12 protein-coding genes are annotated in these 11451 nt (G+C 60.9%); 2 read left to right on the top strand and 10 right to left on the bottom strand.

Annotated features, from left to right (window positions below):
- Window positions 1-174 precede the first annotated feature (174 nt).
- Both I73_RS26215 and I73_RS05715 read left to right on the top strand, forming a co-directional pair.
- Window positions 175-1236 carry a pitrilysin family protein gene (locus I73_RS26215; RefSeq protein ID WP_051049055.1) on the top strand — a complete coding sequence of 354 codons (1062 nt, stop codon included), beginning with the start codon at window positions 175-177 and terminating at the stop codon, window positions 1234-1236.
- A gap of 20 nt (window positions 1237-1256) precedes the next feature.
- Window positions 1257-2753 (top strand): pitrilysin family protein, encoded by a 1497-nt coding sequence (locus tag I73_RS05715; RefSeq protein ID WP_051049053.1) that lies wholly within the window; start codon window positions 1257-1259, stop codon window positions 2751-2753.
- 103 nt (window positions 2754-2856) lie between these two features.
- On the opposite strand, the gene I73_RS32400 is transcribed toward I73_RS05715, so the two are convergent.
- From I73_RS32400 to I73_RS05690, 10 genes are all read right to left on the bottom strand, one after another.
- Window positions 2857-3285: a hypothetical protein gene (locus tag I73_RS32400; protein ID WP_148289700.1), complete on the bottom strand. Its 429-nt coding sequence runs from the start codon at window positions 3283-3285 to the stop codon at window positions 2857-2859.
- A 71-nt stretch (window positions 3286-3356) separates the two neighbouring features.
- The gene (locus tag I73_RS32395; protein ID WP_148289699.1) at window positions 3357-3794 is read right to left on the bottom strand and encodes a hypothetical protein; all 438 of its coding nucleotides are present in this window, start codon (window positions 3792-3794) and stop codon (window positions 3357-3359) included.
- 3 nt (window positions 3795-3797) lie between these two features.
- Window positions 3798-4325, bottom strand: coding sequence for a hypothetical protein (locus tag I73_RS32390; protein ID WP_148289698.1), 528 nt, complete (start codon window positions 4323-4325; stop codon window positions 3798-3800).
- 110 nt (window positions 4326-4435) lie between these two features.
- Complete coding sequence (locus I73_RS32385; RefSeq protein ID WP_148289697.1) at window positions 4436-4912, bottom strand: hypothetical protein; 477 nt, start codon at window positions 4910-4912, stop codon at window positions 4436-4438.
- 811 nt (window positions 4913-5723) lie between these two features.
- Complete coding sequence (locus I73_RS32380) at window positions 5724-6578, bottom strand: hypothetical protein (protein ID WP_159105850.1); 855 nt, start codon at window positions 6576-6578, stop codon at window positions 5724-5726.
- A gap of 148 nt (window positions 6579-6726) precedes the next feature.
- Window positions 6727-8607: a phospholipase effector Tle1 domain-containing protein gene (locus tag I73_RS26210; protein ID WP_022979735.1), complete on the bottom strand. Its 1881-nt coding sequence runs from the start codon at window positions 8605-8607 to the stop codon at window positions 6727-6729.
- A complete protein-coding gene (locus I73_RS32375; RefSeq protein ID WP_148289695.1) occupies window positions 8597-8977 on the bottom strand; it encodes a hypothetical protein in 381 nt (126 codons plus the stop codon). The genes I73_RS26210 and I73_RS32375 overlap by 11 nt, the downstream gene beginning before the upstream one ends.
- Before the next feature lie 229 nt (window positions 8978-9206).
- A complete protein-coding gene (locus tag I73_RS32370) occupies window positions 9207-9719 on the bottom strand; it encodes a hypothetical protein (RefSeq protein ID WP_148289694.1) in 513 nt (170 codons plus the stop codon).
- Window positions 9716-10651: a DUF4123 domain-containing protein gene (locus tag I73_RS30740; protein WP_083876569.1), complete on the bottom strand. Its 936-nt coding sequence runs from the start codon at window positions 10649-10651 to the stop codon at window positions 9716-9718. The genes I73_RS32370 and I73_RS30740 overlap by 4 nt, the downstream gene beginning before the upstream one ends.
- The gene (locus I73_RS05690) at window positions 10651-11295 is read right to left on the bottom strand and encodes a DUF2345 domain-containing protein (RefSeq protein ID WP_022979732.1); all 645 of its coding nucleotides are present in this window, start codon (window positions 11293-11295) and stop codon (window positions 10651-10653) included. The genes I73_RS30740 and I73_RS05690 overlap by 1 nt, the downstream gene beginning before the upstream one ends.
- Window positions 11296-11451: the final 156 nt, after the last annotated feature.

Genomic DNA, 11451 nt, shown 5'->3' with positions numbered 1-11451 from the left:
GCCGCGATCCGATGACCTGACCTCCGCGCGATCCCTCCGTGGATGCCGCGGCATCACATTCCGCGGGCGAGGAGGGTGCGGGCGTGACGCAGCACCGGTTCGTCGATCATCCGACCACGGAACGCGAAGACGCCACGCTCGCCGACGGCGGCATCCAGCACGTCGCGGGCCCAGGTGAGCGTATCGGGGGGCGGCGAGAACAACGCCTTCACCGCCGAGGACACGACGGCCTACTTCGAGACGGTGCCCTCGCACCACCTGGAGCGCCTGCTCTGGGCCGAGGCCGAGCGCATGTCCACCCTGAATGTGGACGAGGCCAACTTCCACAGCGAACGCAAGGTGGTGGAAGAGGAGTTCCGCCAGCGCGTGCTGGCCGCGCCCTATGGCCGGCTGTTCGAGGCGGTGGCGCCCAATGGCTACCTGGAGCACCCGTACAAGCGGCCGGTGATCGGCAGCATCGAGGACCTGGAGGCCGCGTCGCTGGACGATGTGCGGGCCTTCCACGCCACCTACTACCGGCCCGACAACGCGGTGCTGATCGTCACCGGCGATTTCGACCCGGCCGACCTGAACCGCTGGGTGGACAAGTACTTCGGCCCGCTGACCCACCCGGACACGCCCATCCCCCGCGTGAACGTGGCCGAGCCGGTGCGCGAGAAGTCCGTCCAGGTCAAGCTGACCGCCCCCAACGTGCCACTGCCGGCGGTGATGCTGATCTGGCAGGGGCCCAAGGTCACCTCGGATGACAACCCCGCACTGCAGGTGGCCCAGGCGCTGCTGAGCGCGGGCGACTCGTCGCGTTTGAACCAGGCCCTGGTGTACCGCCAGCGGGTGGCGCAATCGGCCGGCTTCCAGGCCGACTTGCACACCGACGCCGGCCTGCTGGCGGCCTACGCCATCGCGTCGGGCCAGCGCCAGCCGCAGACCCTGGTGGCCCCGCTGATGCGTGAGATCGAGGCCCTGGCCCGCGGCCCGATTGCCGCAGCCGAGTTGGACAAGATCAAGACCCAGCTGCTGACCTCGACCCTGAACGAGCGCCAGACGGTCATGGGCCGCGGCCAGGCCCTGGGCTGGGCCATGATCCAGTACAACGACCCGGACGCAGTGGACCGCGAGCTGCAGCGCCTGCAGGCCGTGACGGCCGCGGACGTGCAGCGCGTGCTGCACCAGTACGTGATCGGCCGCCCCGTCGTCACCCTCACCTACACCCAAGAAAGCCAGGGGGCCCTGGGATGAACCGCCAGGCCCCGACAACGATGATGCGCACCCTGTTCCCCCTGCGCCGCCGCACGCTGGCTGCGGCGGCCCTGGCCGCCCTCACCTCGGCCCTGGTGGCCGCGCCGGCCCTGGCCGGCACGCCCGGCGTGGACGAGCCGCCGGTGCCCGGCACCCCGCGCCCGCTGGAAGTGCCCAGCTACACCGAAGCCCAGCTGCCCAACGGCGTGCGGGTGGTGGTGGCCGAGCGCCACGCGCTGCCGCTGGTGTCGGTGGCGCTGTACCTGCACCTGGGCTCGGCGGCGGACCCTGAAGGCCGCGCCGGCCTGGCCGGTCTGGCCAACGACCTGCGCACCCAGGGCGCCACCGTGGCCGGCAAGCGGCTGAGCGCCAGCCAGATCGCCCAGCAGGCCGAAGCCCTGGGCAGCTCGCTGTCCTCGGCCACCGACTGGCGCGGCAGCGCGCTGACCATGACCGTGGCCACGCCCAAGCTGGCCGAGGCCGCCCGCCTGATCGTGGACAGCACCCTGTTCCCCACCCTGGCCCCCGACGAGCTGGACCGCCTGAAGCAGCAGGCCGCCGACGGCCTGAAGCTCAGCCTGTCCGACCCCATGGCCCTGGCCGGTCTGACGGCCCGGCGCGCCTGGTGGGGCAGCAGCGTGTTCGGCGGCTCGGTGACACCGGCCAGCCTGGCCCGCATCAGCCGCAAGGACGTGCAGGACTTCACCCGCCTGCAGCTGCGCCCCGAGCTGGCCACCCTGGTGGTGACCGGCGACGTGACGCTGGAACAGGCCAAGGCCCTGGCCACCCAACTGCTGGGCAGTTGGAAGGGCAACCGCATGGCCCTGCCCAAGCCCCGCAGCGAAGCCGCCGAGGCACAGACCCCGTCGACCGTGCTGATCAACCTGCCCGGCGCCGGCCAGAGCGGCGTGGTGGTGATGGCCCCGGCCGTGCCCTACGACAGCCCCGACCGCCGCGTGGCCCAGGTTGCCGGCGCGGTGCTGGGCGGCGGCTACTCGGCCCGCCTGAACCAGGGAGTGCGCATCAAGCGCGGCCTGAGCTACGGTGCCGGCGCCGGGCTGGACTTCCAGCCTGTGGGCGGCGTGCTGAGCGCCCGCACCCAGACCAACAACGCCACGGCCGGTCAGGTGGTCCAGCTGATGCGCGACGAAATCGTCCGCATGGGCCAGGAACTGCCGGCCCAGGACGAACTGGAAGCTCGCAAGGCCGCGCTGGTGGGCAGCTATGGCCGCCAGGTGGAAACCACCGCCGGCCTGGCCGCCGTCGCCCTGGACCTCATCGGCCGCGACCGCCCGCTGAGCGACGCCCAGACCCACGTCCCGGAGATCCAGGCTGTGACCGCCCTGCAAGTGCGCGACTACGCCGCCAAGCAGTGGTCCCCCATAGCCCTGCGCACCGTGGTGGTGGGCGACATGGCCAAGTCGGCCGAAGGCCTCAAGCCCGTGGCCGACAAGCCCCTGATCCTGGACGCCAAGGACCTGGACCTGGAATCACCGACCTTGATGAAGGCGCGCTGAGCGCTATCTGCTCCGCACCAGCGGAGGCTGGACATGACAAGGGGCACGCCGGGAGGCGTTCCCCTTTTTTCTTTCTGCTTCAGATGCGGTCGGCGTGACTCGATCAGTGGGGCCAGGTACAGACACCTTCCGTGGAAACCTCTGCATTGGGCTCAAACACGAAAGAAGTCTTCTTCCCACTTGCCTTGCTCGTGTAAGTCAGATCGAAAATCTGCCCACCCTGGGAAGAGAACTCATAGGTTCCATTGACCTTGCCGTCAACGAACTCAATCCACGATGCGGAGCTGACAGGATTCGCCGCCTTCGAAGAAGTATCCGCGTGAGCCCCGGACAGCACAAGTGGAATTCCCTTCTTTGAGGAACCATACCGAACCGAACCCAAGGTGACTTCACTTGCGGTATCAAAGTACGTGTGGAACTCAAGCCGCACATCTCGCCCGCCGTCCATCTTGAAGCAATACGTTTCAAGACGCACTTCTGAAAAGGCCATGACCGGGCAAGCCATACAACAGCAAAGGATGGCTTTGCGCATCAGTTCGGGCCAACTGTTCACCATCCTCCACTTGCTCAGCTGAAAACCTGCGATCGCCCCGGACCAGAAAACTAATCACCTGAACACGGGGCATCATTCATGACAACCCTGAAAACCACGACCCTATTGTCTTTGAATCCAGTATATTTTATGTATCGGCCACCGGGATTCCCATCGTAACCCCCATACTCCACATACTGTCCCACGATCTTTCGATTGATGATCTCCAGCCATGTTCTTTGGAATGAACCCGAAGAGCCCTCTCCAGCCTGAACCTCATCGTCATAGACAACGGGAATACTTGACTTCGAGTTCTTGTAATTGACGATGCCCCCAATATATTTTTGCGCATCGTCATCGCGGTACGACTTGAAACGAAAGAATGCACTCGCCTTGCCGGCGGCGCCATGCGAGCTCTCGCTTTGATAGCAAGCCGATTCAATACTGACCCCTGCGTGAGCCCCGCAGAATGGCAATGCCGCCAACGCGCCAATGAGCAAGAGGTTCATTGATCAGGGACCTTGCTCAATAGCGAATTGAAGGTAAAGCAAGGAGGGATCCTTTCGCCCCGGAGACACATTCACATAGGCGTGTGGCACGCGCTTGCCCAGGGTCCATCTCGCGTGGCAAATACTGCCCTTTTCCAGCTCACCCCTGCCAAAGCGCTTACTCAACACATCGTAGAGCGCATCACAGGTCGCCGGCTTCTTCAGAACAATATCGATGATGCCCAAGGGGCCAGGGAACACCGATATCTTCACCACCCCATCCATCGGCGGGCAATCCACGCTGCCATTGCTTGCATTCCGGAAGCAACCCGCGGGGAGCACGGCGCGAGTGGCAGACCAATCCTTGGTCAATATTTCCGGATGGTCAGCCAGCGGCTCAATCAGTGCTCGCCAAGCGGAGCGCTCTGTTGGCGCAGCGATGGGAACCTGGTCGGCTGGAGGCACTGCATCTGACGCAGCCACTGCGGGCATGCCAGTGATGGCACCCGAAAAGGCTATGACAATAGCCTGCAATTTCAGCGTTCTCATCATCCAATAATTTCAGCCATATCTGCTTGGTGAGAGGACCCACAAGATATTCGGCTCCCGATCGTCGTCCACATAGCCCGCCAGCACCTCGTGGTAAAAAACCAAGAGGCGCCCTACCCCGAGTACTTTCTATAAGACCTGAATTTAAAATCAGGACACTGCTCCTTCTTATAGCTTGGCGAATCCACATCCACCGCATCGGCGCCCTGAATTTTCTTACCCGAGGCGAGATCAAATGTTAGCGGAACATCTTCAAACACAACCAATGCCCGCCTCCCATCCACATACTCAGCATCGTAGACATTCTTCCCACCAAATCCTTGATAAACAAACCTCATATCAGTTAAATTTATCAAGCTAACACCAGTATCTTGAGGATTAGACGGATTTATTTTCTCCGTCTTCCCCCACACCACCAGATACCTCTTGTCGCAATCCACTTCGTAGCCATCAACAAGATGCTTCAACTGAAAGCTCTTGGCCAATTCACCCTGATCGACGCGAAGCCGACTTCCTTCCAGCGTCACATTGAATTTTTCGGAAGCCTGAGCGCATGCTGCAAACCCGATTGAACCAAGGGGCGCCAGCATGAATAAAAGGAGAAGAGTCTCACTTCCACCCCAATTCATATCGGTCGCCCCTTAAAACCCGGAAGCAATCAATTTCGGCACCTGCAAGGACGGCGCCCTTGATAGCCATTTTGGCGATCTCAAGGGTGCACTTTCTCCAGTTCCTTACATAGCGAACGATCAACTATGCGTGCATTTTTTCCAGAATGAGCAATGCAAATAGGATTTTGGAAACTCGCAGGCACAACGCTATCGCAACTCCCACCTCCAGAGCTCAGAGAGCCAACCGCCCCATCAGGCGCAGTGCATACATCCCCATCAATGACGAGCTCCAGCGAGTCAGAAGAATAGTCGATCCTATCCGACAGAAGGTTATAGGTGTTCATGTAAATCGATCCACCCTCCTGCAAAAAATCAACATACACGCCGTCATGCCGCCTTTCAGCAGACGCCGGGAGATCTCCAATGAGATGCGCAGTCGCCGTCTTAAATGAGACCCTGTACACCAAACTCTTTGCCGAGAGCCCCAATTCTTCTGGCGAAAGTATCAAAAACCCGTCTGCTCGAGACGCGGAATCCGGGATATATTCGAACCCAGCGTGACAAAGGTCAGCGCGGTCAAGTTTCGGCGACTCATACCCAACCCCCTGACCGTAAGTCAGTATAGACGAATCACCATCCCGCTTGCAGGAAATTAAATCAGCGCCCCTTGCAAAAACAGCACCCCAAAGGGGTATCCCAACAAGAAGAACCATCAGATCTCGTGGAGTCATGGAAGATCCCCCAAAGAAGGCCGAATTAATTAACGCAGCCGACTAATATTAAATAGGCGCTACTCAGCTGGAGCCTTCTTTCTTGTTGTCGTATAAGCAATCCGACCATCCTTAAGAACGCCTCGCGTTGTTTCAATCCACAACCCATCAAGCGACAGCGATTCCTCCAGAGACTCAATCAGTGTCAATTTATTATCCAGATAGCGATATGTGCTATTACCATGACTACAACACCCGTCACGAAATGATGACGTGATAGTGCCATTCGGATTAATTGAAACCTGCGTCATCGAAGACAACTCATCATCGACGACGAAATCCTTCTGTTGCGGGTGATAGATATAAAAGAAATCCGTAACATTGGGCCCGGCACCGCCATCCGCAGCCATCACGGAAATGTCGGGATATCCGTCAAAATTCGCATCTACCACAGTAAGCAGTTTATCGGTGGAAGTTGAAACCACACCTCCGCCCTCAACGGAAATCAGCTGCCGCCTTGCATTGGATCTAGCATCCAATACCTCTATATCGTGCACGACAACTCGATCACCCTCTTCATGGGTGATTTTCAATCGGAACCGATATAAATCCGTCTTCGCCCGCTGATATACCCACTCATCAGACAACCTCGCTTGATCACCAACTGGTGGTGAAGCGCTCACACCCGAGTCAGGCACCCCCCATACGGTGCACTGAATGCTTGCCAATAATGCAAACATCAGCCCGCGAAGAGCGCCCACCCCAAATGACATCTGCATGATGTCAATTAACATTTTGATTAAAACCTGCGAGGCGTATATCCTTCCGAATAGAGCACCGCCTGCCCCTTTTGGAATTCGCAAAACAAACTTCGGAAGCCACAGCAAGCACAACTCTTCAAGCGCAACATCGAGAATCAAAGCCGTTAAGAGCATTGCTGCACGTGTTATTTAGTCGGACAGGGCCGCGGCGTTGCCCTGGCCGCCCTGGCTGAACTCGCCCGGGGCGCCGCCGTGCCAGGCGGGGCTATGGCAGATCCGCGGGGACCATCTCAGGCCTCGAACACCCCCTGGAATTACGGGATCAGCCGCCACTCAGACTGTGCCACGCTCCCTTGAGGGACTTCACCGCGTCCTGGGTCGCCTGATCGATCGCTGTGCCAGCTTCGTCCAACAACTTCCCGCCTTCTGTCACGGCGTGCGATGCCGCCTTGGTTGTCGCGTCGTAGGCCTGTGACGCCTTGTCGGCCACATAGCTGCCCGTTTTCTTTGCAGCCTCCGCAGTGGCATCGTAGGCCTGACCGGCCTTTTTCCCGACGTAATCGGCGGTGTCCTTCACGGCGTCCGCGGTGGCGTCGTATGCCCGTCCGAAGGGTCCGACCACGTTTTCTTCAAACCAGCCTTGAACGCTGTGCGTGGATTCACTGATGCCGCGCTTGCTGAAGTAGCTGAAGGGCTCACCATTGGCAAGGAAGCCCACCTTGGAATCGTGAACCCAGTTGTCAATGAACTTGACAGCCCCAGGGGCTGCATTTCGCTTCCAGGCATCCATCTGCCACTGCGCAGGCTGGATCCACATGGCGTAAAGCCCTTGCGACGCGATGTATCCGCTGGCTGCATCGGAGGGAACCGAGCTTCGCGCCATCTGCTCGATGTTGTCCTGCGCCTTCTGGTAGTTGGCAATTTCTGCCGCCATGTCGTCTGGCCCCAGCGCCCAAGATTGCCCGGCGGCATGTTCACGCTGGGTCAAACTGGGGCTACCTTGCCGATGGAGGGTTCCATAGGCGCTGTAGAGCTGCTCCATGTGCTTGCGGACCTGCTGCTCCACAGGCCCGGTGGGGTTGCAGACCTGGCGATACGCTTTGTAGCTCTTCTCAGTTTCGGGGCGGCATTCGAATCGCTCTCGAAAGATCTGAGAACTCTGCGCCTTGACGTTCGTGTAAGACAAGATTCTTACACCCGCCATCTCGGCCTCGCCCATCATGTCTCGCATGGGTATCCGAGCGAAGTTGTTGTCGATGCCTTGGTTGTTGTGGTTAGCCTGCGCCTTTCCGTTGATCGTCAACGGCTGGTAGCCACCGCCCACATCCGAGTGGACGCCGGGGTAGACCTTTTCTACCCAGTCACCTTCGAGCTTCCCATTGCGTCGAATCAGATCCACCGGAAAGGAGAACCGTAGCTCGTGGGCGGCCACATAGTGCACACACCGCTCTACTCGGTGGTCCACCACCAAATCGCGCCCCTTGAAGCCACCGCCGATCAGCCAATTGGATGCGTTGGCAGAGGGCAGCCCAAAAGACGCCACCGTGTCGAACAGGCCCAAGAAACAGAAGCGAATTGGCACGCCCTCATAGTTCAGCTTGCCATGGTCCTCTGAGCATTGCCACAGCCACTGGTTGCAGAACGCTCGAGCCAGGGCCGCGCCGCGCGAGAACCCAAAGATCGACACATTGATCTGCCGAATCAGCCGATGCTGGGCCAGGGCTTGACTAACCTCACTGAAACTCTGCTTCTTGCCAGCTTCCGCGTACTTCGCCACCTTGCCGCCCAAGGTCTTGGCATTGTTCAGCAGGGCCTTCTTGAGCGCGTCATTGATTTGCTGAGCCCCAAAGTCAAGGCGGCGAGTGCCACCGGCACCAGTGGCTCCGCCCAAGGCGAAATCCTCTACCTTCATGTTTGCCGCATCCTTGGGTGTCAACGGCTTCCCATTGAACGGTGTGCCTACCCCGGACACATAGATCGGATAAGCATTGCCACCCGCTTGCTCCGCGAACAACTGCGCTGACCGCCAGATCCGCGCGGGGTTGCTCCATTTCTGGTCCCCCTCATCTACGTCCTTGTTGTTCCCCGTGCCGTCGAAGAACACGGAGATGTGGATCACGTCGGAACAATCTTGCTTGGCGGCAGGCTTGGCATTGCTCACATCCTGGGTTGCTGCTCCCGTGCAAACACTGTCATTGGCCATGGGCCGCTCTCCATTGGCGATTGATCTCCTCGCCCCGTGCCGTTGGATCCGGCCAGCCGTCGTCGGGGACCAGCTCCACGGTGTTGTCAGGGTAGATGTGAACGCCCATGTATTGATGCTTGGCCATCTCTAACGTCAACACGGGTCGGTTCACTGCAGATACCGTGTCTCCGTTGCCCGGCATTCCCTCCGGTCCGTCAAGACGCCAAGTGACCGTCTGCGGGCCCAAGCGCATAGGAACACCCGTCATCAGCCCACCAGGACCTCCGTGAGGAGGCCCCCCTGCCACACCGACATCATGTCCACCGACCATCACATCGAAGATGGGCCGCTCCAGGTAGCTCTTGAGGTTCACGTCGAAGTACACCACTTGGTCACTTGTGTTGGACATGGCTCTGTTTGATCCGTCAGAAGATTCAGAAATGGACGAGGGAGAACAGGCTGCCCCCACCATGGACAGCACACAGACAGCGATAAGGCGCCAGTGACTCAGCGTCCTGGCACTGGCTGGCTCTGCGGGGATCGTCCGAGGGCCGGCTGCTATCTCTTGGCGGATCGATTGATCCACTTCCCTGCTGGTTCGCCCTGCAGGTGTCATCTCATTGGCCATGGCTTGCCCTCCATTGGCGATTGATTTCTTCACCTCGCGCCGTGGGGTCAGGCCAGCCATCGTCGGGGACCAACTCCACCGTGTTATCGGGGTAGATGTGAACACCCAAGTATTGATGCTTGGCCATATCAGGCGTCAACACGGGTTGATTGACCGCCTTGGTCGTCGCCCCCGTACCGGCATCTCGCCAAGAGACGTTTTGCGGCCCCAGCCGAAATTGAACACCCGTCATCAGCCCCCCAGGCCCACCATGTGGCTGACCACCATCCAAGCCTATGTCTTGTCCACCGACAAACACATCAAAGATGGGCCGCTCCAAATAGCTCTTGAGCCCCACATCGAAGTACACCACCTGCCCCTCGGCATGGGCACTGGCGGTTGAATCAGACTCAGCGGAAGGTGAGCAGGCCGCGCCCGTCAGACAAAGCAAACAAACCGATGCCACTTCCCAGCCAACCCAACGCTCTGCCGCGCCTTTCGCCGTGATGGCCAACCGCTTCATTCCGGCATCCGCTTCATGGCTTCGTCCATCGTCAACGTCTTGCGCTGGACTTGATTGAGCAGTTGAAGGATCTGGGGATCGGTTTCCATCCGCTGGCGGTAGATCAAGCACAGCGCCACGAAGTTCACCAAGTCCCTCATGCCCTCCAGGCCCAGCATCCTGGCAGCTGGAAGCACCTGCCGCACGAACCGATGGTAGTTCGCGTGCGGTAGGTCCGGGTTATTCAGCAGGCTGGGGCGATTCTGTTGAAGATGAAACAGCACCTGATCCGGCACGCTGGCCTCGACCAAGGCGTCCTCTTGCGCCTGGGTCAAGGTCAGGCGCGTCTTTGTCTCCCGGGTGGCCTCCGTGTTGAGGCCACTGCCGGCGATGCGATGCCAATGCTGCTCACGGTCGCCATACCACCAAGCGACCAGAGGCGACAGCAAGTCGTTGCGCTGCGCGAGGCTGAGTACAGGGCCGGGCACATGCAGCGTGCTGTCGTCGGCCTGCCCCACCAGGGTCCCCAGGATGGCCGGGTCCCACAGGGCCAGCAGCATCTCGACGCCGCCGGACAAGCGCACGTCCACGAATCGTCCCAGGTGCTGCTGGAGCGAGTTCAGCGACGAGCCGCTCAACAGGAAAGTGCACGCTGCGGAGGAGACGCTGCGTTCAACGAGTCGCCATGTCTCTTCGCTCAATTTGTCCACTGCGTCGAGCAGCAGCAATTGAGGCGCGCTGTCTTGCGGCGCACTGAACGAAGCCAGCAAAGAGGCGTGCTGCTGGCTGAGCTTGCTCAGGCGCTGGCTCGCTGAGCGGTCTTGCGCAGGGTCGACCAGCGCAAACAACAGCAGTGCCGATTCAGGATGTGCGGCACTCCAATTGCGTGCGTCGTCCAGTACCTCCGCCAATGGCGAAGACGCTTCACGAACGGGTGCGTCGGCGACAGACATCACGCCCCCTTCGATACAAAGGCCGAGCGCTGTTGGGCGCGTCGCAGCAGGCACTCCAGACACACGCCCTGCGGCATGATCGGCAACTTCTGGCTGACGTTCTCCCCACCCTCAAAGCTCTTGCTCCCCGCCTTGACCGTGATGGTCCCCGGACACTCGAAGGTGATGTTGCCGCCCTCCAGGGTGATGGAGGCCCCACCAGCGGTGGCCAGGGTGATCTTCTTGGCCGCGGCCCAGTTGACGCTGGCGCTCTGGCTCTGGATGGCCAGCTGCTTTTGCGCGGCCAGCTGGGCGCTGCCGGCCTGGGCCTGGATGGTCAGCGGGTCCTGCCCGGCGATCAGGGTCACGCCGGTGCCCGCGGCCTGGCCGCCGGGCTGGATGGCCCCGCCCAGGATGCCGATGGCCTGGCCGGTGTGCAGGCGCCAGGCGCCAGCCACGGCCTGGTCGATGTCCTGCGCGCTGGCCTGGTGGATGTTCTCGCCGGCGGCGTAGACGATGTCGCTAGCGGCGGTTTGCAGCAGGCCGCCACGGGCGCTGACGGCGGCGATGGCGTCGGTGCTGTGGGGCAGCTTGTCTGCGCTGGCCTGGGTGTTCTTGCCGGCCGCGTCGGCCTGGGCCTGGTCCACATCCTGGGCGCTGACCATGCCGCTGACCTGGGTGAGCCAGGCGGGGATGGGCGCGGGCTTTCGGGTCGACCCGGCTCTGGCCGGCCTGGCCGCTGCCCAGTTGGCCGGAGAAGGCCACGGTCTGGTGGGTGGTGGCAGCCTGGCTGAGGGTCTGGCTCAGGGTGCCCAGTTGCC

The sequence above is a fragment of the Ideonella sp. B508-1 genome (genome assembly GCF_000333615.1).
GTDB lineage: Bacteria > Pseudomonadota > Gammaproteobacteria > Burkholderiales > Burkholderiaceae_C > Ideonella.
This window is presented reverse-complemented; position numbering and strand designations above follow the sequence as displayed.

Coding starts and splice junctions, on each gene's coding strand:
- I73_RS05715 (WP_051049053.1), top strand. CDS start 1,257: ATGATGCGCACCCTGTTCCCCCTGCGCCGCCGCACGCTGGCTGCGGCG.
- I73_RS32400 (WP_148289700.1), bottom strand. CDS start 3,285: ATGCGCAAAGCCATCCTTTGCTGTTGTATGGCTTGCCCGGTCATGGCC.
- I73_RS32395 (WP_148289699.1), bottom strand. CDS start 3,794: ATGAACCTCTTGCTCATTGGCGCGTTGGCGGCATTGCCATTCTGCGGG.
- I73_RS32390 (WP_148289698.1), bottom strand. CDS start 4,325: ATGATGAGAACGCTGAAATTGCAGGCTATTGTCATAGCCTTTTCGGGT.
- I73_RS32385 (WP_148289697.1), bottom strand. CDS start 4,912: ATGCTGGCGCCCCTTGGTTCAATCGGGTTTGCAGCATGCGCTCAGGCT.
- I73_RS32380 (WP_159105850.1), bottom strand. CDS start 6,578: ATGCTCTTAACGGCTTTGATTCTCGATGTTGCGCTTGAAGAGTTGTGC.
- I73_RS26210 (WP_022979735.1), bottom strand. CDS start 8,607: ATGGCCAATGACAGTGTTTGCACGGGAGCAGCAACCCAGGATGTGAGC.
- I73_RS32370 (WP_148289694.1), bottom strand. CDS start 9,719: ATGAAGCGGTTGGCCATCACGGCGAAAGGCGCGGCAGAGCGTTGGGTT.
- I73_RS30740 (WP_083876569.1), bottom strand. CDS start 10,651: ATGTCTGTCGCCGACGCACCCGTTCGTGAAGCGTCTTCGCCATTGGCG.
- I73_RS05690 (WP_022979732.1), bottom strand. CDS start 11,295: ATGGTCAGCGCCCAGGATGTGGACCAGGCCCAGGCCGACGCGGCCGGC.